The sequence below is a fragment of the Lentzea aerocolonigenes genome, assembly GCF_000974445.1.
Taxonomy (GTDB): domain Bacteria; phylum Actinomycetota; class Actinomycetes; order Mycobacteriales; family Pseudonocardiaceae; genus Lentzea; species Lentzea aerocolonigenes.
On record NZ_BBOJ01000017.1, the window covers coordinates 75,145 to 95,323 of the forward strand.

Sequence of the window (20,179 nt, forward strand, 5' to 3'; positions counted from 1 at the left end):
GTGACGTCGCACAACGAGATCAACGGCACCGTGCTGGGCAACGTCGTGCAGGGCCACAACGTGGTTCTGAACGACCTGCGGACACGAACTTCGTCGATCGCGCTGTACTACCCGTACATCCACATCCGCGACGACACGTGGTTGAAGTACGCGTCGTTGTACTGGCCCGCGATCACCCGCGTGGTGCCTGCGGGATTTCAGACCGCTGATTCCCCGGTCGCCGCAGCCTTCGTCCGCGCCGGTGTGCTCACCGATCTGGAACCGCACCACACCGCTCACAGACACCGGCGATTCTTCGCGATGGTCGAGTCTCGAGCGGAGGAACTCCGTGACCGTTTCGGCATCGAGCACCGCGACCAGTGGCCCCTCCAGAACGGCACACCGGCAGCAGGTCGAAGCAGCGACGCGCGGCTCACCTACCTCCACTACGAGAAGCTAAGCACGCCCGTGATCAGCGCGATCGTGGACAGCGGCCTCGGCCTGCGCCACAAGAGCGAGAACGGCAGCTGGGTCGGGATGCACCCGCAACTCGCAAACGTCTACATGTGCCACCTGGTGAACCACCTGGCACATCGCGAATCGCTGCATCCCGTGACCGACCAGGAACAGCCCCACAACGCGATGTTGGAGTGGGACATCGACCGCATCGCGGACGCGCTGCTCGGCACACCGCCACGCCCTGAGCGTCGCGACGCCACACACCGGTTCATGACCGCCGCGGTGCGGACCGTGGTGCCCGAAGGACTTGCCGACGTACCCGTCGAGCAGCTCCTGGAGCTTCGCGAGACCTTCTTCAGCGACTTCCGCCGCTTCCGCGCCCACGTCGGTCACCGCTTCACGGAACTGAGGGCCGAGGCGACCGCAGACCTGCACATCAGCGTCGCGCTGAACGAGCTGGTGCGCAGCGAGCTCGCCGACCTCGAGGACAAGCTCCGCTCAGTCAAGTTGATGCCGCGCCGCGTCCGCGTTCAGTTGAAGGCGGACGCGGTGCGCGAGTCACCGGTTGGCTGGCTGTTCCGAGCTGGTCAGCTCTTGAGGTAGCGGCCCCACCACTCCAGTACCGCGTCGAAGCGCTGCCTGCGGTGCCTCGGCTGCCCCGACCTGGTCAGCTCGTGCCCCTCGCCGGGGAAGATCAGCATCTCCGCCTCGACGCCGCGCCGCTTGAGCGCCACGAACATGCGCTGGGCCTGTTCGAGCGGGCAGCGCCAGTCCTGCTCCGAGTGCACGACCGCGAACGGCAGGTTGATCTTCTCGGCGTAGGTCAGCGGCGACATCGCCCGCTGCGCCTCGGGGTCGGTGCCGCAGTAGGCGTCGGCGAAGAAGTAGCCGATGTCCGACGAGCCGGTGAAGGAGTCCCACGTGTTCACCGCGCGCTCGCTCCACGCCGCCTTGAAGCGCTCGCCGTGGTGCGCGGACAGCCACGACGTCATGAAGCCGCCGTAGGAGCCGCCCATCACGCCGACGCGTTCGGCGTCGCAGTCCGGGCGGGCCAGCGCGACGTCCAAGAGGGACAGCACGTCGTCCACGTCCACGGAGCCGAACTTGCCGATCACCGCCTGGCCGTGGGACTGGCCGTAGCCCGCGGAACCACGCGGGTTCGGCAGCACGACGGCGTAGCCCGCGGTGGCGTAGACCTGGGCCTCGTCGAAGAAACCCCAGCTGTGGTACATGAACGGGCCGCCGTGCACCGCCAGGACGACCGGGTGCGGGCCGTCGCCGTCCGGCAGCACCAGCCAGCCGTGCACCGGGTAGCCGTCCGAGGCCGAGCCCGTGATCTCCACGACCCGGCGCGCCGACGGCACCGACGCGAAGGCCGTGCGCACACCGGTTCCGACGAACTCGACCTGGCCGGGGCTGTCCGGAGTGGACACCACGGCGACGAGCGTCGAACCGTCCGTGGCGAAGGAGCGCACCGCCGCCTCGGCACCCGCGAGCACCTCGCCGGGGCCTCCGTCGAACGGGATCCGCTGCAGCTCCAGCGCGCCGCGGTTGCGCACGACGAGCAGCACGCCCTCGGCGTCGGCCACGGGCTGGCCGGAAAGTCGTTCCACGTCAACGGTTTCTTCATCCGTGAGCCGCACGGGCTCCGCGGAACCGTCGAGCGGCGCCTTCCACAGGCCCTGGTTGCGCGCCACCGCGTCGATGCCGGTGAACTCCGTGCCCAGCCAGTACAGCGAGGAGCCGGCGACGAACGGCATCGAGATCTCGCCGGCACCGCGCACGCGCAGCGAGACCTCGCCGCCGGCGAGCGGCACCTCGTACAGGTCGCAGTGCAGCGTCTCGACCACGCCGAGATCGCGCGGCGCCACGAACACCAGCGTCGAGTCGTCGATCCACGCCGGGTCGGAGACGTCGTGCGAGCCGTCGGTCAGCTCGGAGACCTCACCGTCCAGGTCCACGACGTGCAGACGCGGGCGGCGGTCGGAGAGGAAGCCGACGTCGTCGACGCGGTAGTCGAGGCGCGTGATGCGGCGCGGCGCCTCGGCCTCGGGGCCGTCGTCGGTCGTGCCGTAGCGGCCGTGCTCGGGCACTCGGGCCACGAAGGCGATCCGGGACGAGTCCGGCGACCACACCGGCGCACCCGCGCCGAGCGGGAGGTCGGTCAGCTTGCGGGGCTCGCCACCGTCCACCGGAACGACGAAGAGCTGCGGCTTCGACTTTCCGCTCACACGCAGAAACGCGACCAGCCGGCCGTCGGGAGAAATGCGTTGCGCATTGTCACGATCACCGTGTGTCCACGGCGTTGTCGTGCCGTCCGGGAACACCCGGTGCAGGCCGCCCCGGTACGTGTTCGCTTCGAGATCAGGCGTGGTGATGCTGACCAGCACCAGGTCTCCGGTCACGGCGACGGTGCCGGGCGTGGTGAGCAGCTGCAGGTCTTCTGGGCGCACGGGCAGGACGCTAACAGAACTTGTTAGCAAAGCTCAGAGTCGTTTGTTGACCGATCACAAAAATTGACTCACGGCATAGATTTCCGCGTATGACGCGCATCGTGTTCTCTGGGGGCAGGGTCTTCACCGGCAGGGCGACCGAGCCCGGCGACGTGGTGGTCGAGGGCGACCGCATCGTCGACGTGGGCATCGGACTCGACGGCGACACCGTCATCGACGCGACCGGCCACACGATCCTGCCGGGACTGTTCGACTGCCACGTGCACTTCATGTTCAGCGGCGCCGACCTGGTGCGGTCGCTGAACACGCCGTTCTCGCTGCCGTTCTACGAGGCCATCGGGAACATGAAAGCGACCCTGCAGTGCGGCATCACCACGGTCCGCGACGCGCTCGGCGCCGACCTCGGTGTCGCGGAGGCGGTCCGGCGCGGCCTGATCCAGGGCCCGCGCATGCAGATCGCGGTCAACATGGTGTCGCAGACCGGCGGCCACAACGACGACTGGATGCAGTGCGGCGCCCACATCTCACCGCCGCTGCACCCCGGCCTGCCCAACACCGTCGCCGACGGTCCCGAGGAACTGCGCAAGGTCATCCGCACGCTGGTCCGCCACGGCGCCGACATCATCAAGATCGCGTCCAGCGGCGGTGTGATGTCCCCGCGCAGCAACCCCCGGCACGCGCACTTCCGCGACGAGGAGATCGCGATGATCGTGCAGGAGGCGAACGCGGCAGGCATCGCGGTCATGTCGCACGCGATGAGCGGCGACGGCATCCTCACGGCCGTGCGCAACGGTGTTCGTTCGATCGAGCACGGCGTCTTCCTCACCGACGAGGGCGTCGAGGAGATGCTCAAGAACGGCACCTGGCTCGTGCCGACGCTGATGGCGCCGCGCATGGTGCTCGACCAGGCCGCGGCCGGCGTGGCGATCTCCGACGTGATCCTGGACAAGGCGAAAGCCGTTGTCTCGCAGCACTTCCAGGCGTTCCAGAAGGCCCACCAGGCCGGCGTGAAGATCGCGATGGGCACCGACTCCGGGGTCGGGCCGCACGGCGACAACCTGAACGAGCTCACGCTCATGGTCGAGTACGGCATGTCGCCCGCCGAGGCGATCTACGCGACCACCACGTCGGCGGCGGAGCTGATGCGCCTCGGAAACGAACTCGGCGAGCTCGCCCCGGGCAAGCTCGCCGATCTCGTTCTCGTGGAGGGTGACGCCGAGCAGCACGTGAAGGCAGGCACCCTCAAGCAGTCCATTCGCGCCGTATACCAGAACGGCACCCAACAAGTCCACACTTAAAGTTCACGCGGGGACCCTACGTACTCTCCTGCCGCACGAAAGGGCCCCGCGTGACTCAAAAATCACCCGCTAGTGGTTGGCGCCCACGTGCTTCGCGGCCTCGGGGTCGCGCTTCACCTTGAGGAGGCTGGCGATCGTCGTGATCGCCAGCACGCCGACGATCACCGACAGCGAGACCTCGATGCCGATCGTCGGCACGTGGAACGGCTCGCCGCCGTTGAGGAACGGCAGGTTGTTGGTGTGCAACGCTTCCAGGATCAGCTTGACGCCGATGAAGCCGAGGATCACCGACAGGCCGATCGACAGGTAGACGAGCTTCGCGAGCAGGCCGCCGAGCAGGAAGTACAGCTGGCGCAGGCCCATCAGCGCGAACGCGTTGGCCGTGAACACCAGGAACGGCTCCTTGGTGAGGCCGAAGATCGCGGGGATCGAGTCGAGCGCGAAGAGCAGGTCGGTGGAGCCGATCGCGACCATCACGATGAACATCGGGGTCACGTAGCGCTTGCCGTCGATCTTGATGAACGACTTGGAGTCGTGGAAGTCGTCGGTGACCGGGAAAACCTTGCGCACCATGCGCAGCATCAGGTTCTCCTTGTACTCCTCTTCCTCGTCGTGGTTCTCCCGCGCCAGCTGCCAGCCGGTGTAGATGAGGAACGCGCCGAAGATGAAGAAGACCCAGCTGAACTGGCTGATGAGCGCCGCGCCGGCCGCGATGAAGATGCCGCGCATGACGAGCGCGAGCAGGATGCCGATCAGCAGCACCTTGTGCTGGTGGATCGCCGGCACCTTGAACGTCGTCATGATGATCAAGAAGATGAACAGGTTGTCGACGCTCAGCGAGTACTCCGTGATGTACCCGGCGAAGAACTCCGTCGCGTACTGACCACCGGAGAAGTACCAGATGCCGAGCCCGAAGAGGGCGGCCACGGCCACGTAGAAGACCACCCAGCGGGCGGCTTCACCGATCGTCACCTCATGGGGTTTTCGATCGACGATGACGAGGTCGACAGCGAGCAGAACGAGCAGACCACCGATCGTCGCGATCCACATCCATGCGGGGACGTTCACAACCCAACCTCCGGGATTCTCGGGCGCACGCCAAATAACCCGGAGGTCTCCTCCGCCGCCGAGATGATCTCTCGAACGACCGACGGCACCGGAAGCTCCACGCCGAGCTCCGTACTGACGACACCGCCGCTTAGGGAGTACTCCCCTCCATGCTGCGTGAACATTGTGCTCCACGAAGTCCGGTTAGCGCCACACAGGGTGAGCAGACCCACGCAACCAGGTGCAACGGGAATACGCAGCGTGTCGTTCGGGTTTCAACAGTCCGCTACCTGAAGGCCGGCTGAAGATCGACTCTTGCTGAGACCGGCAGCGGATCCCGGCAGGTCGTTCTCAGCAAAACTCGCATATCGTCATCAGCGTGTCCCGCCTCTCCCGCATTCGCGGCAGGTGGTCAATCCCCGCAGCGGTCGTCGTGCTCGCCCTCGTCGCAGGTGGCGTGTACTTCACCCGATCCTCGGATGACCCCGCGCCCGTGACGTTCAGAGAAGCGATCATCGATGCACCCGAGGCGCCTGACAGCACCCAGACGGTGAACATCGAGACGCGGCTCTACCTCCCCCAGCAGACACCCGCGCCCGCGATCATGCTCGCGCACGGCTTCGGCGGCAGCCTCCGCAGTGTGCACACCCAGGCCGAGGAGTTCGCCCGGCGCGGTTTCGTCGTCCTGACGTGGTCCGCGCGCGGTTTCGGCCGCAGCACCGGCCAGATCGCGCTGAACTCGATCGACCGCGAGGTCCGCGACGCCCAGAAACTCCTCGACTTCCTCGGCACCCGTGACGAGGTGCAGAAGGACGGCGCCGGCGACCCGCGCGTGGGCGTGACAGGCGCTTCGTACGGCGGTGCGTTGTCGCTGCTGCTCGCGGGCGTCGACAAGCGTGTCGACACGCTCGTCCCCGTCATCACCTACAACGACCTCGCGCAGGCGCTGCTGCCGAACTCGGCACTGGCGACCCCGCGCACGGACACCACCCCTGCCGCCACCGCGTTCAGCGAGGACGGCGTCTTCAAGCGCTCGTGGGCGGGCATCTTCTTCTCCGCCGGCCTGACGTCGATCGACCTGTCGTCGCCCACGGGCGATGCCCCCGAGATCGGCCAGACCGAGGCGAACCAGACCGCCGTGCAGCAGCCGGGCGGGAACTCGGGGGCAGCGGGTCAGCCACCCACGCCTTCCCTGGGCGCGTGCGGACGCTTCACTCCCGCGGTGTGCGCCGCCTACACGGAGGTCGCCACGACGGGCCGCGCCTCTCAGCAGACGCTGGAGTTGCTGCGCAAGTCGTCACCGGTCGCCGTGACCGACCAGATCAAGCAGCCGACGATGCTGGTGCAGGGCGAGCAGGACACGCTGTTCGGCCTCGACCAGTCCGACGCGACCGCGCGCCAGATCGCCGCGGCCGGCGGCAAGGTGAAGATGGTCTGGTACGCTGGCGGCCACGACGGCGGCAACCCCGGCACGGCCCTGCGCGGCGAGATCGCCGACTGGATGGCGTTCCACCTGCAGGGCAAGGGAACCGACCCCGGCACCGGCTTCGAGTACTCGGTGCAGGGCGCGTTCCGCTCGTCCGGCGCGCCTTCGCTGCGCACGGTCGTCGCGCCTTCCTACCCCGGGCTCTCCGCGGGTTCCTCGTCGGAGCGCAAGACGCTGAAGCTGAGCGGCCGCGAGCAGGTCGCGGTGAACCCGGCCGGCGGCAACCCGGCCGCGATCAGCAACCTGCCGGGCCTGGGCTCCGCGCTGTCCCGGTCGTCGGCGATCTCGTCCCGGCTGTCGATCGACCTGCCGGGCCAGGCCGCGGTGTTCACCTCGGACGCCCTGGACTCCCAGCTGCTGCTGACCGGTTCGTCGACGGTCCGGTTGCGCGTCGCCCGCGGTGACCAGTCGTCCGGCGAAGCGATCCTGTTCGCGAAGCTCTACGACGTCTCGGCCGACGGCACGCGAGTGCTGCCGGGCTCGGCGGTGGCCCCGTTCCGCGTGGCGCTGCCTCCGGACGGCTCGGCCGCCGAGGTGACCGTGACGCTGCCTCCCACCGTGCGCCCGGTCGAGAGCGCGCACAAGCTGGCTCTGGTCGTGTCGACGACGGACCAGGCGTTCGCGAACGCCGAGCAGCCGGCCGCGTACCGCATCTCGCTGGCCTCCGACGAGCTCTCGGTGCCGGTCGTGCCCGGCCGCAACGTGACGACCGGCTTCCCGGTCAGCGCCCTGTGGGGCATCGTGATCGCGCTGCTGGTGCTGATCGCCGCCGGCATCATCGCGATGTTCCGCCGCCGCATGGCACACGACTCAGACCCAGAACTGTCCGAGGTGCCGCTGGTCATCTCCGGCCTGACCAAGTCCTACCCCGGCGGCCTGACCGCGGTGAAGGACCTGTCGTTCCGCGTGGAGCACGGCCAGGTCCTCGGCCTGCTGGGCCCCAACGGCGCCGGCAAGACCACGACCCTGCGCATGGTGATGGGCCTGATCCACCCGTCCGAGGGCCACATCAGGGTCTTCGGCCACAAGGTGACGCCAGGCGCACCCGTGCTGTCGCGCATCGGCTCGTTCGTCGAGGGTTCGGGCTTCCTGCCGCACCTGTCCGGCGCGGCGAACTTGCGCCTGTACTGGGCCGCGACGGGCAGGCCGTTGGAAGAGGCCCACGTCGAGGAGGCCCTGGAGATCGCGGGCCTGGGCGACGCGGTGCACCGCCGCGTGCGCACGTACAGCCAGGGCATGCGCCAGCGCCTGGCGATCGCCCAGGCCATGCTGGGCCTCCCGGACCTGCTGATCCTCGACGAACCGACCAACGGACTGGACCCGCCCCAGATCCACCAGATGCGCGAGGTCCTGCGCCGCTACGCCGCGGCGGGCCGCACGGTGCTGGTGTCGTCGCACCTGCTGGCCGAGGTGGAGCAGACCTGCTCGCACGTGGTCGTGATGCACAAGGGCCAACTCGTCGCAGCCGGCGAGGTGGCGGACATCGCGGCAGGCGGCGGCGAGGCGACGTTCCGCGTCGACTCCCCGTCGAAGGCAGCCGACGTCCTGCGAGGCCTCGAAGGCGTGCACGACGTGCACGAGGACGAGGGAGCAGTGCACGCCTCGATGAACGGCGTCCCGCGCGCCGCCGCCCTCTCGGCGCTGGTCGCCGCGGGCGTGGCGGTGGACCAGGCGGGCCCGCGACGCAGGCTGGAAGACGCGTTCTTGGAGCTGGTCGGTGAATGACTTCCTGATGGCAGCGGCGTCCGCGACGGCGGGCGTCCAAGCCGAGGCAGAGGTCCCCTCGTCGAGCGAGCAGGCGTTGCTCGCCGGCGAAGGGGGTCCCCTTGACTCAATTATCCCAGTCGGCACCGACAATTTCGGAGCGGAGGTGAACCGGTGAACGAGCACACTGCCGCCCCCGAGCACACTGCCGACTCCGAGCACACTGCCGACTCCGCGCACGCTCCCGCAGGCGTCCCCTCCGCGCCGGCGCACACGCCGCCCACCGCGCAAGGGGGACCCCTGATTCCATTCTCCCAGCCCACACCGACAATTTCGGGCCAGGCGCGTGGTGAACGGACCGTTCACGACGACGTTTCGCGCACGGTGAAAACCGTCCTCACCGCGAACCCCAACCGCACGAAGGCACCCATCCGGCAGGAGGTGAACCGGTGAACGAGCACGACGTCCACACCGACCCCGGCGCGATCACCGAGCTCACCGACGCCGCCGCCCACCAGCGCACCGAGGTGGCACCCGACGGCTCGGCGGTCGGGTACAAGGCGCGTCGCACCCTCCGCATCCGGGTGGAGATCCAACGGCAGATCCGGCGCCGCAGGACCCAGCTCGTGCTGGGCTTCCTGGTGCTGCTGCCGTTCATCCTCGCGCTGAGCTTCGAGATCGGGCAGGCGAGCCCGAACCGCCGCTCCGGCGGTTTCGTGGACCTCGCCACCGCCAGCGGCATCAACTTCGTGGTGCTGACGCTGTTCGTGAGCGGCAGCTTCCTGCTGCCGATGATCGTCGCGTTGTTCTTCGGCGACACGATCGCGTCCGAGGCGTCCTGGTCGAGCCTCAAGTACCTGCTGGCGGCGCCGGTTCCACGCCACCGTCTGCTGCGGCAGAAGGCCATCGCGTCCGGCCTGCTCAGCCTCTTCGCCCTCGCCCTGCTTCCCGCGGTGGCGCTGGCGGTCGGCGTCGTCTGGTACGGCGCGGGCGAGGTCGTGAGCCCGACCGGCGAGGCGGCGCCGTTCGCGGACGGCGTGCTCGGCGTCGCGCTGGCGGTCTGCTACATCGCGATCAACCTGTTCTGGGTCGCGGGCCTGGCGCTGTTCCTGTCCGTGTCCACCGACGCGCCGCTCGGCGCGGTCGGTGGCGCGGTGCTCGTGTCGATCCTGTCGCAGATCCTCGACCAGATTCAGCCGCTCGAGGATCTGCGCAACTACCTGCCGACGCACTACGCGATGGCCTGGGTCGACCTGCTCTCGACCGATGTGGACTGGTCGGAAATGACGCGCGGAACGTTCTCCGCGCTCGTCTACGGCGGCATCTTCACGTTGCTCGCGGCACGCAGGTTCAAGACCAAGGACATCACGAGCTAGCTGACGCAGAACTCGTTGCCCTCGGGGTCGAGCATCACGACCCAGTGGCCCGTCTGGTCGTTGTGCTCACGCACCCGCGTGGCGCCCAGCGAAACCAGGCGGTCCACCGAGTCGAGGCCCGCCCGGATGTCGAGGTGCATCCGGTTCTTCGCGGTCTTGCCCTCCGGCACGCGCTGGAACAGGAACCGAGGCCCCTTGCCCTCCGGGTCGATGAGCGCCGCGTAGTCGTCCACCGAGTCGAACGGGATGTTGTTCTTGACGGCGAACTCCTCCCAGGTGGCGAAGCCGGGAGGCGGCGGCTGCGTCACGTAGCCGAGCGCCTGCGCCCAGAAGTCGGCGAGCTTCGGAGGGTTGTTCGCGTCGAAGGAGACCTGGAATTCGATTGCCATGAGAGCACCGTAGGAGCCAATGCGGACAACCACTGTCCGGAGTAGCGTCCCGCTCATGTCACGTCCTGTGCACTTCGAGATCCACGCCGCAGATCCCGATCGCGCGCGGCGCTTCTACACGTCGGTCTTCGGCTGGAAGATCGAACAGTGGGGCGACATCCCCTACTGGGTCATCACCACCGGCGACGACGACCAGCCCGGCGTGAACGGCGGCCTGCTGCCACGCCGCGGCCCGGACCCCGCACCGGACGCCCCGGTGCACGGTTTCGTCATGACGATCAGCGTGCCCGACATCGACGCCACCATCGCGGCCATCGACGTCAACGGCGGCACAGTGGCCCTGCCCAAGGACAAGATGCCCGGCGTGGGCCTTCTCGCCTACTACAAGGACACCGAAGGCAACATCTTCGGCATCCTGCAACCCGAAGAGGGTTAAACCGGCCTCTTCCGCTTCGGCAACCGCGCGACGACGGCCTCGTAGGAGCCGTCAACGAGCTCCAACAGGTCGTCGTCGGGCACCGATCCCTTGAGCGCGATGGTGTTCCACCCATAACGCCCGACATACCCGCTAATGGTGATGTCACCGGGAAACCGCTCCCGCCAAGGCGCGGCAGCCTCAGCATCCACCCCGCACTTGAGCCCAACGGTGTGCGCGTTCAACCCGATGAACGCAAACGCCTTGCCGCCGACCTTGCACACCAGCTCGGCGTCGCCCCACGGATACGTCTCCTCCGCGCCAGGCTTGCCCGCGCAGTAGGCGATCAACTCGTCCAGTGTCACAACAGGATTATCGCGCGCCGAAGACAGCAACAAAACGACCAAGCAACTGCGCGAACACAACCCGCTCCTCATCAGTCCAGTCCGCCATGGCGGCAGCACAAGCAGCCTGCCGAGCCCGGTGCAGCTCAGCCGAAGTGGCGCGCCCCCGAGGAGTGCGAATGAGCAACACCCGCCGCCCATCCGCCTTGTCGGCGACCCGAGCGACCAACCCGGAATCAACAGCACTGGTGACGAGCTTGCTGGCACGCGGCTGATCAACGTGCAAAGCCGACGCCACACTGGAAACCGTAGCCTGCACCCCGGCCCGCTCAGCCGCCTCGACAACGTCCAGCACGTCAAAAGCCGGCACAGCCAGCTCCGCGAGCGCACGACGCGACTGACTGCGTCGCATGGCGATCAGCGCCTGCTCCACCGCTTGTAGGTGGGAGTCCACATCCACCCGTGAGATCATGGTCGTCCTGCGCCGTGACGAAAGGTGTCAGCCGACATCTCACCCCAGAGAGCGATTTACGCGGCAAACACAAATCGTTATCAGCCCAAGAGATTACCGGCCGCACACCCCGATTTCACGTTGAGCAACAGGCACACCAGCCTCCACAGTGGACGTCGTGATCAAGCGACGGTGAAGACGACCGGCTCAACACTCATTAGCCGAGCAGTACGACCATGGGGAGCGGTGGCTCCCCCGTCTAGCGCGACACAGCACTTGCCGCGCTAGACAGGCGTCAGGTCAAGCACGCAACACCCGCACGCACCCCGACCAACCTACGGGCACGAAATCGCAAGCCGCCGACGAACCAGGGACACAACTTAAGCAACCGGCGCGACTCGAAACTCACTTAACCCCGGCCGCATCCATCCCGCGCAACTCCTTCTTCAAGTCCTGAATCTCATCCCTCAACCGGGCCGCCAACTCGAACTGCAGATCCCGAGCCGCGTTCATCATCTGATCCGTCAACGACTGCACCAGATCCGCCAGCTCCGACCGAGCCATCCCCGCCCGCTCATGCGACGCGACAACCCCGGAAGACCGTCCACCCTCCCCGGTAGCCCTCTTCCCTCGAGACTGGTTCCGCCCAGACCCTCCAACCGGAACCTCGTCCTCGATCTCGGAGTACACGGCCTCCAAAATGTCGGTGATCTTCTTCCGCAACGGCTGCGGATCGATCCCCCGCTCCGTGTTGTACGCGATCTGCTTGGCGCGCCGCCGGTTCGTCTCGTCGATCGCGTGCTGCATCGAATCCGTGATCTTGTCCGCGTACATGTGGACCTCACCGGACACGTTGCGAGCAGCACGACCAATCGTCTGCACGAGAGAAGTTCCCGACCGCAGGAACCCTTCCTTGTCCGCGTCGAGGATCGCCACCAGCGACACCTCGGGCAGGTCGAGACCCTCCCGCAGCAGGTTGATGCCGATCAGCACGTCGAACTCGCCGAGCCGCAGCTGCCGCAGCAGCTCCACACGGCGCAGCGTGTCGACCTCGGAGTGCAGGTACCGGACCCGGATGCCCAGTTCCAGCAGGTAGTCCGTGAGGTCCTCGGCCATCTTCTTCGTCAGCGTCGTGACCAGGACCCGCTCGTCCCGCTCGGCGCGTTCCCGGATCGAGTGCACCAGGTCGTCGATCTGGCCCTCGGTCGGCTTCACCACGACCTCGGGGTCGACCAGACCGGTCGGGCGGATGACCTGCTCGACGAACTCGCCGCCGGCCTGGCCCATCTCGTACGGGCCGGGAGTCGCCGACAGGTACACGACCTGACCGATCCGGTCCGCGAACTCCTCCCACGTCAGCGGGCGGTTGTCGAGCGCCGACGGCAGGCGGAAGCCGTGCTCCACCAGGTTGCGCTTGCGGGAAGCGTCGCCCTCGTACATGCCGCCGATCTGCGGAACGGTCACGTGCGACTCGTCGATGACCATCAGGAAGTCGTCGGGGAAGTAGTCGAGCAGTGTCGCCGGCGCCGTGCCGGCGCCGCGGCCGTCGATGTGGCGTGAGTAGTTCTCGATGCCGTTGCAGAAGCCGACCTGGCGCATCATCTCGATGTCGTACTGGGTGCGCATGCGCAGGCGCTGGGCCTCCAGCAGCTTGCCCTGACGCTCCATCTGGGCGAGCGTCGCCTCCAGCTCGGCCTCGATGTCGCGGATGGCGCGCTCCATGCGCTCCGGGCCCGCGACGTAGTGCGTGGCGGGGAAGATCCGGAGGTCGTTGACCTCCTTCACCACGTCACCGGTCAGCGGGTGGAGGTAGTACAGCTTGTCGATCTCGTCGCCGAAGAACTCGACGCGGACGGCGAGCTCCTCGTAGGACGGGATGATCTCGACCGTGTCGCCACGCACGCGGAAGGTGCCGCGGGTGAACGACATGTCGTTGCGGGTGTACTGGACGTCGACCAGCAGGCGCAGGAACGCGTCGCGGTCGACCTCCACGCCGACCTCGAGCGGGATCGAGCGGTCGAGGTACGACTGAGGCGTGCCCAGGCCGTAGATGCACGACACCGAGGCGACCACGATGACGTCGCGCCGGGTCAGCAGCGACATGGTGGCGGAGTGGCGCAGTCGCTCGACGTCCTCGTTGATCGAGGAGTCCTTCTCGATGTACGTGTCCGTCTGCGGGATGTACGCCTCGGGCTGGTAGTAGTCGTAGTAGCTGACGAAGTACTCGACCGCGTTGTGCGGGAAGAGCTCCTTCAGCTCGTTCGCCAGCTGGGCGGCCAGCGTCTTGTTCGGCGCCATCACCAGGGTGGGGCGTTGCAGCCGTTCGACGAGCCAGGCCGTGGTGGCCGACTTGCCGGTACCAGTGGCGCCGAGCAGCACCACGTCGCGCTCACCGGTGCGCACGCGGCGTTCGAGCTCGTCGATGGCGGCCGGCTGGTCGCCCGCCGGCTGGTACTCGCTGACGACGCGGAACTGCCCGTCGGTGCGGACGATCTCGCCGACGGGGCGGTGCTCGGAGTGCGCCCTGACGGTGCTCTCCTCTGGCGGAAGCTCGGTTGCGAATGCCACGGGAAGCACGTTACGCCGGGGGTCTGACAATTTCAGATCGGGCCTGGTCAGAGGCCTAATCGCACGGGCAGCAGCAGTCGCACTTGCAGCAGTCGCCGCAGTCTCCGCAGTTCCCGCAGTCCGGGTCGCAGCCGTCCCGCCGCTTGTCGCTCCACGGGCCCGGGAACGGGTCGCGGCAGCAGAACTGGCAGGTCCCGCACATGTACAGGAACGCACCGCACCCGGCGAAGCACCCGCGCGGCTGCGGCTGCCAGTTCAGCCTCGGGTACGCCCACAAGCCGCTGCCCGGATCCGACCAGGTCGGCTTGTCCCGGTGCCCGCGCCTGCCGAACACTCGGATGATCGACTCCTCCAGCTCGTGCACCAGCAGCTTGTGCACCAGCCGCGCGTCGGTGAACTCCACCTCGTCCAGCGCCAGCCTGATGCCCGTCACCGCGTCCAGGCACAGCCGATGCGCGTCCTCCACGGACGTTCCGGTGGCGAGCAACGGGTTCCACGCGCCCGACGCGCGGTCCTCCTCCAGGTCCTCCGCCCCGTCGATCAGGTGCGCGACCCGCCCGAACAGCCGGCCGACCTCGCGCAACGGCTCCACGTTCCGGGGCTTCCCGGCGATGATCGCGGTCTGGGCGACGGCGAACCCGGTCGCGGTCTCCGTCGGCTCGGTCACCACCAGCACCGAACTGCCCAGCCCCGCCGCCGCCTCGATCTCGGGCTGCCTGCGCACCGCGTCGACCATCACCGAGGCGTCGAACCCCAGGTCCGACGCCGTCCCGAGCCCCTTGGCGGCCCACCGCCGTGCCACCGCGCGCCCCGCCCAGCCGACCTTCCCTGCGAGCCCGTCCCCGTCGTCCACGTGATCGTCGATCTTCAACGACGCCAGCACCAGCGACACCGACGCCGCCAGCCGCGCCCCGGACCCGATGGCGACGTCCGCGGACTTCATGCCGCGCAACGCACACGGTCCCGCGGACCGGCGCGAGACGCCGCTCTGGGCCTCGACCATCGCCGAGATCAGCAGCCCGTCGTAGTTGGTGACGACACGAGCGAGGTGACCGTGCTCGTCGCGCAACGACAGGCACATCCCGCACAGGTGGGCGAGCCACGCGGACCGCAGCTCAGCGCCCATTCTGTTGCGGCAGGGGCGGATGATCCCGAACATGCGCGGCATCCTAAGTGGCCGGACGCCTCAACGATGGCAGTATCGCTGACGTGGCACACATCCATCCGCCGAAGATCGAGTACTTCGACCTGGACGCCAAGAGCAACACCGATCCCAAGGGGCAGCTGAGGAGCGTCGACGAGTACCGCCTCACCCCGACAGGCCTCTACATGTTCCGGCCGCTCGCGGGCCATCCGAAGATCAGCCACTTCGAGAGCTGGTTCCTGCCGAAGCTCAACATCCGGGTCACGCGCCAGTCCTGGCACCCCGGCCACCAGCTCGACTTCGACTTCTACGTCGACGTCGTGGAGATCAACGCCATCGGCAGCGTCTGGAAGACCACCGACCTGTACCTCGACCTGATCGTCCGGACGGGTCACAGCGTCACCGTTCTGGACACCGACGAGCTGATCGCCGCGGTTCAGCACAACCTGATCACCGCGGAACGCGCGCAATGGGCGTTGGAAACCACCTACTCGGCGGTGTCCGGCATTTCAGCGCACGGTCACGATGTCGTCAGGTGGCTTGCCGCATCCGGGTGCCCGACTGCCTGGCGGTAGTACACAGAGTGTGGTCGTCATCTGACCGTGACGTAACGAATCGACCCGGCGTGTAACTGGGCGCACTTATTTGACTACCCTCGGCGTCGTGGGAGCGGTCACTACACCTCAGCTGGTCGATGTCGTCGACACCATTTCGGGCGTACGAACTTATTCGTCCGGTGGCACACGCACCCTCAGTTCGTGCTACGTGGAACGCTGGGGTCTGCGCATCGAACATCCCACCCCGGAAGACCCGTTCTCCGACGCCGAGGTCACCTGGCTGCTGCCCGATCTGGGTCTGCGCCTCACGACCTACCGCCCGCGCTCCCGGCACGCCCGCAGCGGCCCGAGCGTGCTGTCCGCGGTCCGCGTCGAACGCGACCACCGGCACTGGCAGACCACGGACCTGTTGCTGGGCCTGGCAGTTCCCGGCGGCACCACGGCCCGCATCGTGCGCAGCGAGGAGTTCGCCGCCGCCGTCGCGGGCCGCGTCCTGCGACCGGGTGACGCCGACCAGGCCCTGCGCACGGTCCACCGCACCCTCGAAGAGCTCAGCAACGTCAACCACAACCTCACCTCGTGGCTGACGTGGCACGGCATCTACGACTCCTGGCCTCCCCTGTAGGCCCGCACCCTCTCGACGGCCGCCTCCATCCACGGTTCCTTCGCCTCCCCGTAGGCGAAGGCGCCGGTGTCGGCGGCAAACCTCTGGGACAGCTCGAGCTTGAGGTTCGCGTACTCCTCCCGGGCCTGCGCGTCGTGCCGCAACCAGTCGCGGAAGTCGACCGCCCACCGCCAGTTCGGCGCCCCCTCGACGCGCAGGTGCAGGTTCACCCGCCGCCCGGGATCAGCCCCGGCGTGCAACCGCTTGCTCCAGTCGCCCTCACCACGAGGCGTGTCCTCGTACGGCCCCACGTACGGAAAGCCCGCCTGCGCCAACGCCTCCCGCAACGAGTCCGCGGTCTCCATGTCCTCGACAGCGAGCTGGAAGTCCAGCACGTCCTTGGCCGCGAGCCCAGGAACAGCAGTCGACCCGATGTGCTCGACGTGCCGCCCACCAGCCGCCAGACTGATCCGCCGCGCAACCCGTCGTGCCTGCGCGGGCCACCTCTCGTCGTACGGCACCACGATCGGCGACCCGGACGCGTACGACTGCGTCCGCACGTTCTTCTCGAACCCGACGAGCCGATCCCACAACACCGTGACGTCAGGAACCTCACCGCTGTTGTCGAGCCACACGTCGGCAACGGCCCGACGCTGCTCATCGGTGGCCTGAGCGGCAATCCGGTTCTCGGCGTCCTGCCGATCCATGCCCCGGCTGCTCACCAACCGCTGAAGACGAGTCTCGGCATCCGCGTACACCACGATCACGAGGTGGTACGCCGCCGCCATGTCCCGCTCCACCAACAACGGGATGTCGTGCACGACGATCGCGTCATCAGGCGCCTCGGCCATCCGCTGCCCGGTGAGCGCCCCGATCCGCGGATGCGTGATCCCGTTGAGCGTCTGCCGAGCCTCCTCGGTGGCGAACGCCTTGGCAGCCAACGCAGCCCGGTTCAACGTGCCGTCACCGTTCAGCACGTCGTCCCCGAACGCCTTGACGACTTCCTTGAGCCCGTCAGTACCAGGCTCCAACACCTCACGAGCGAGCTGGTCCGCGTCGATGACAACGGCCCCCCGCTCGGCCAGCAGCCGCGCAACCGTCGACTTGCCGGACCCGATCCCCCCGGTCAACCCCACCCTGAGCATGCCGATCAGGTTAGACGGGAGGCGTCATCGCCTGCTGAGCGAGCACCGGCAAAATCGCCACGAGCTTGGCCTGGGGAATGAAGCCGTTCCGGTTCCGCACGACAAAGGTCGACTTCCCGAGGGACCCGATCAGCAACTGCTCGTCCTTCCCCTCGACCAGCGTCCCCTTCTGCTTCCCGACGTCAACCTCGGTGATCTTCGCCCCGTCGGCCCGCTCAGCCTCGACGCTCTCGGTGACCCGCGTCCGAGCCGTCAAGTCGTCCGTGTAGGTCGAAAGCCCGATGACGATCTTCGCGGCTCCCAGGTCCTGCTTGGGAGGAATGCCGTAGTAACAGTCGATCTTCCCGGTCCGCCCGATCCCCGGCTCCTTGATGCCGATGATGATCCGAGGCTCACCGGGCAACTCCTGCCCGAGCGTCGCGTTCATGACCTCAACGGGCACCACGAGCTCGCAGTCGTCCGGCAGGGCCCGGTCAACCATCACCGGAACCCGCGAGGGCGTGGTCTGCGGCGTGATCTTCGGAATCTGCGGCGGCGGCGCCTGAGTCTGCGGAGCCACAGAAGAGCAGGCCCCGGAAACCGCCAGCGCACCCGCGCTCAGCGCCACGAAGAACTTGTTCCCACGCATAGGTTTGTCAACCTACACAACGGACTCAGCCCTCCACCACAGAGTGAACGGGTGGCGCCACAAGGCCGATGCCGAAGGCGAGGCGAGGCGATGGCGCAGCCGAGCCAGCTCTTCGCGTGGGGTTCCGGTGGGTTGGTCCCGTCACGAGTCGTGCCACAGCTCTTGTCACGCCCGAGGGGAGAGGTCAAGTCGCACGCTTTTCGCGACTTGACCTCTCCCCTCGGGTGTGACTCGCTCTGGCTCGACTTGGGACGGGACCAACCCACCCGAACCCCACGCCCTACGCAACGCGCAGCCGCCCAACGCACCAGGCGTGCCATCAACCCACGCATGGCGCTGGCCGGTCTTTGATCAGATTGGCGGGGTAAGGGCAGAGCCCTCAGCTTGAAACAGGAACCCGACACGGCGACGCAACCGACCTACGGACCTGACACGACACAGCCGAACACCCCGCCCAAAGAGCCCCAACCAACACCAAAGGCCCCCGCACCGAAGTGCGGGGGCCTTCAACGACTAGCTACAGGCTCACATACCGCCCGACAGCTTCTCCCGAAGCGCGGCCAGTTGCTCGTCCGACGCGAGCGTGCCACCCGACTGGGCCGGCGCGCCGACGGAAGCGGAAGGAGCGTCGCCACCCGAGGTGTAGTTGCCCGCACCCTCGGCCGAAGCCTCTTCCTCGGCCTCGGCGGCCTTGCGGATCTGCTTCATGTGGGCCTCGTAACGAGTGTGCGCCTCGGCGTACTGGCGCTCCCACTCCTCACGCTGCTTGTCGAAGCCGTCCTGCCACTCCTGGGTCTCCGGGTCGAAGCCCTCGGGGTAGATGTAGTTGCCCTGGTCGTCGTACTCGGCGGCCATGCCGTACTGGGTCGGGTCGAACTCGGTGTCGACCGTGAAGCCCTCGTTGGCCTGCTTGAGCGACAGCGAGATGCGGCGACGGTCGAGGTCGATGTCGATGACCTTGACCATGACGTCGTCGCCGACCTGGACGACCTGCTCCGGGATCTCGACGTGGCGCTCGGCCAGCTCGGAGATGTGGACCAGGCCCTCGATGCCCTCGTCCACGCGGACGAACGCACCGAACGGAACCAGCTTGGTGACCTTGCCCGGCACGATCTGGCCGATCGCGTGGGTGCGGGCGAACTGGCGCCACGGGTCTTCCTGGGTCGCCTTCAGCGACAGGGAGACGCGCTCGCGCTCCATGTCGACGTCGAGGACCTCGACGGTGACTTCCTGGCCGACCTCGACAACCTCGGACGGGTGGTCGATGTGCTTCCAGGACAGCTCCGAGACGTGGACGAGACCGTCGACGCCACCCAGGTCCACGAAGGCACCGAAGTTGACGATCGAGGACACGACGCCCTTGCGGACCTGGCCCTTCTGCAGCTGGTTGAGGAACTCGCTGCGGACCTCGGACTGGGTCTGCTCGAGCCACGCGCGGCGGGACAGGACCACGTTGTTGCGGTTCTTGTCCAGCTCGATGATCTTCGCCTCGAGCTCGCGGCCGACGTACGGCTGCAGGTCGCGGACGCGACGCATCTCGACGAGCGAGGCGGGGAGGAAGCCGCGGAGGCCGATGTCGAGGATGAGACCACCCTTGACGACCTCGATGACCGTGCCCTTGACGGGCTCGTCCTTCTCCTTGAGGGCCTCGATGGTGCCCCAGGCGCGCTCGTACTGGGCGCGCTTCTTCGACAGGATCAGGCGGCCTTCCTTGTCCTCCTTCTGGAGAACAAGGGCCTCGACCTCGTCACCGACGCTGACAACCTCGGCGGGATCGACGTCGTGCTTGATCGACAGTTCACGCGAGGGGATGACGCCCTCGGTCTTGTAGCCGATGTCGAGCAGGACCTCGTCCCGGTCGACCTTGACGATGGTGCCCTCAACGATGTCGCCGTCGTTGAAGTACTTGATCGTCTTGTCGATAGCTGCGAGGAAGTCCTCCTCCGTCCCGATGTCGTTGATCGCGACCTGCTTGGGCGCAGCGGCAACGGGGGCGGTGGTGGTGTCGGTGGACATTAGGTAGGTGGCTCCGGTACGGATTGGCATCGATTGTCTGGTAGTGGTGCGCGCGCAGCGTCGCAGCGACCTGGAATCCGGCGGAACTGGATCATGGGCAGCACTAACCCACTACG

General features: G+C 67.5%; 17 protein-coding genes. 7 read left to right on the plus strand and 10 right to left on the minus strand.

The features are described 5' to 3' along the window. Positions 1-1,041 carry a DUF6236 family protein gene (locus tag AOM45_RS30695; RefSeq protein ID WP_030466549.1) on the plus strand — a complete coding sequence of 347 codons (1,041 nt, stop codon included), beginning with the start codon at positions 1-3 and terminating at the stop codon, positions 1,039-1,041. Here the strand turns inward: AOM45_RS30695 and AOM45_RS30700 are convergent. Further along, positions 1,026-2,891 carry a S9 family peptidase gene (locus AOM45_RS30700; protein WP_030466550.1) on the minus strand — a complete coding sequence of 622 codons (1,866 nt, stop codon included), beginning with the start codon at positions 2,889-2,891 and terminating at the stop codon, positions 1,026-1,028. The genes AOM45_RS30695 and AOM45_RS30700 overlap by 16 nt on opposite strands. A gap of 89 nt (positions 2,892-2,980) precedes the next feature. On the opposite strand from AOM45_RS30700, the gene AOM45_RS30705 reads away from it, so the two are divergent. Further along, positions 2,981-4,189 carry a metal-dependent hydrolase family protein gene (locus AOM45_RS30705; RefSeq protein WP_030466551.1) on the plus strand — a complete coding sequence of 403 codons (1,209 nt, stop codon included), beginning with the start codon at positions 2,981-2,983 and terminating at the stop codon, positions 4,187-4,189. Positions 4,190-4,258: 69 nt separating this feature from the next. Here the strand turns inward: AOM45_RS30705 and AOM45_RS30710 are convergent, their stop codons facing one another. Then, entirely contained in the window at positions 4,259-5,257 is a 999-nt protein-coding gene (locus AOM45_RS30710; RefSeq protein ID WP_030466552.1) for a TerC family protein, read from the minus strand. Positions 5,258-5,615: 358 nt separating this feature from the next. Here AOM45_RS30710 and AOM45_RS30715 point away from each other — a divergent pair, with 358 nt between their 5' ends. Together AOM45_RS30715 and AOM45_RS30720 are read left to right on the plus strand one after the other, a co-directional pair. Further along, a complete protein-coding gene (locus AOM45_RS30715; RefSeq protein ID WP_030466553.1) occupies positions 5,616-8,447 on the plus strand; it encodes an alpha/beta fold hydrolase in 2,832 nt (943 codons plus the stop codon). 428 nt (positions 8,448-8,875) lie between these two features. Further along, on the plus strand, positions 8,876-9,802 hold the full coding sequence (locus tag AOM45_RS30720; RefSeq protein ID WP_030466554.1) for an ABC transporter permease: 927 nt from the start codon (positions 8,876-8,878) through the stop codon (positions 9,800-9,802). Here AOM45_RS30720 and AOM45_RS30725 read toward each other — a convergent pair. Then, on the minus strand, positions 9,799-10,191 hold the full coding sequence (locus AOM45_RS30725) for a VOC family protein (protein ID WP_030466555.1): 393 nt from the start codon (positions 10,189-10,191) through the stop codon (positions 9,799-9,801). The genes AOM45_RS30720 and AOM45_RS30725 overlap by 4 nt on opposite strands. A 55-nt stretch (positions 10,192-10,246) precedes the next feature. On the opposite strand from AOM45_RS30725, the gene AOM45_RS30730 reads away from it, so the two are divergent. Continuing rightward, a complete protein-coding gene (locus AOM45_RS30730; RefSeq protein WP_030466556.1) occupies positions 10,247-10,627 on the plus strand; it encodes a VOC family protein in 381 nt (126 codons plus the stop codon). Here AOM45_RS30730 and AOM45_RS30735 read toward each other — a convergent pair. The 4 genes from AOM45_RS30735 to AOM45_RS30750 all read right to left on the minus strand — a co-directional run bounded on the left by AOM45_RS30735 (position 10,624) and on the right by AOM45_RS30750 (position 15,128). Further along, complete coding sequence (locus tag AOM45_RS30735) at positions 10,624-10,971, minus strand: MmcQ/YjbR family DNA-binding protein (protein WP_030466557.1); 348 nt, start codon at positions 10,969-10,971, stop codon at positions 10,624-10,626. The genes AOM45_RS30730 and AOM45_RS30735 overlap by 4 nt on opposite strands. Positions 10,972-10,978: 7 nt before the next feature. Beyond that, positions 10,979-11,410, minus strand: coding sequence for a MarR family winged helix-turn-helix transcriptional regulator (locus AOM45_RS30740; protein ID WP_308202665.1), 432 nt, complete (start codon positions 11,408-11,410; stop codon positions 10,979-10,981). Between the two features lie 396 nt (positions 11,411-11,806). Beyond that, positions 11,807-13,969: an excinuclease ABC subunit UvrB gene (gene uvrB / locus AOM45_RS30745; RefSeq protein ID WP_030466559.1), complete on the minus strand. Its 2,163-nt coding sequence runs from the start codon at positions 13,967-13,969 to the stop codon at positions 11,807-11,809. 55 nt (positions 13,970-14,024) lie between these two features. Beyond that, a complete protein-coding gene (locus tag AOM45_RS30750; RefSeq protein ID WP_030466560.1) occupies positions 14,025-15,128 on the minus strand; it encodes a DUF5685 family protein in 1,104 nt (367 codons plus the stop codon). Positions 15,129-15,178: 50 nt separating this feature from the next. Here AOM45_RS30750 and AOM45_RS30755 point away from each other — a divergent pair, with 50 nt between their 5' ends. Both AOM45_RS30755 and AOM45_RS30760 read left to right on the plus strand, forming a co-directional pair. Next, the gene (locus AOM45_RS30755) at positions 15,179-15,688 is read left to right on the plus strand and encodes a ribonuclease FAU-1 family protein (protein ID WP_030466561.1); all 510 of its coding nucleotides are present in this window, start codon (positions 15,179-15,181) and stop codon (positions 15,686-15,688) included. Between the two features lie 88 nt (positions 15,689-15,776). Beyond that, entirely contained in the window at positions 15,777-16,295 is a 519-nt protein-coding gene (locus AOM45_RS30760; RefSeq protein WP_030466562.1) for a ribonuclease FAU-1 family protein, read from the plus strand. On the opposite strand, the gene coaE is transcribed toward AOM45_RS30760, so the two are convergent. From coaE to rpsA, 3 genes are all read right to left on the minus strand, one after another. Continuing rightward, on the minus strand, positions 16,271-17,419 hold the full coding sequence (gene coaE / locus AOM45_RS30765; RefSeq protein WP_030466563.1) for a dephospho-CoA kinase: 1,149 nt from the start codon (positions 17,417-17,419) through the stop codon (positions 16,271-16,273). The genes AOM45_RS30760 and coaE overlap by 25 nt on opposite strands. Positions 17,420-17,429: 10 nt before the next feature. Next, the gene (locus tag AOM45_RS30770) at positions 17,430-18,047 is read right to left on the minus strand and encodes a hypothetical protein (protein ID WP_030466564.1); all 618 of its coding nucleotides are present in this window, start codon (positions 18,045-18,047) and stop codon (positions 17,430-17,432) included. Between the two features lie 525 nt (positions 18,048-18,572). Beyond that, a complete protein-coding gene (rpsA, locus tag AOM45_RS30775; protein ID WP_030466565.1) occupies positions 18,573-20,063 on the minus strand; it encodes a 30S ribosomal protein S1 in 1,491 nt (496 codons plus the stop codon). Positions 20,064-20,179: the final 116 nt, after the last annotated feature.

What these genes read in the sequence shown, in the direction of transcription:
- coaE (WP_030466563.1), bottom strand. Translation starts at nt 17,419, where the DNA reads ATGCTCAGGGTGGGGTTGACCGGGGGGATCGGGTCCGGCAAGTCGACG.
- AOM45_RS30725 (WP_030466555.1), bottom strand. Translation starts at nt 10,191, where the DNA reads ATGGCAATCGAATTCCAGGTCTCCTTCGACGCGAACAACCCTCCGAAG.
- AOM45_RS30750 (WP_030466560.1), bottom strand. Translation starts at nt 15,128, where the DNA reads ATGTTCGGGATCATCCGCCCCTGCCGCAACAGAATGGGCGCTGAGCTG.
- AOM45_RS30730 (WP_030466556.1), top strand. Translation starts at nt 10,247, where the DNA reads ATGTCACGTCCTGTGCACTTCGAGATCCACGCCGCAGATCCCGATCGC.
- AOM45_RS30705 (WP_030466551.1), top strand. Translation starts at nt 2,981, where the DNA reads ATGACGCGCATCGTGTTCTCTGGGGGCAGGGTCTTCACCGGCAGGGCG.
- AOM45_RS30770 (WP_030466564.1), bottom strand. Translation starts at nt 18,047, where the DNA reads ATGCGTGGGAACAAGTTCTTCGTGGCGCTGAGCGCGGGTGCGCTGGCG.
- rpsA (WP_030466565.1), bottom strand. Translation starts at nt 20,063, where the DNA reads ATGTCCACCGACACCACCACCGCCCCCGTTGCCGCTGCGCCCAAGCAG.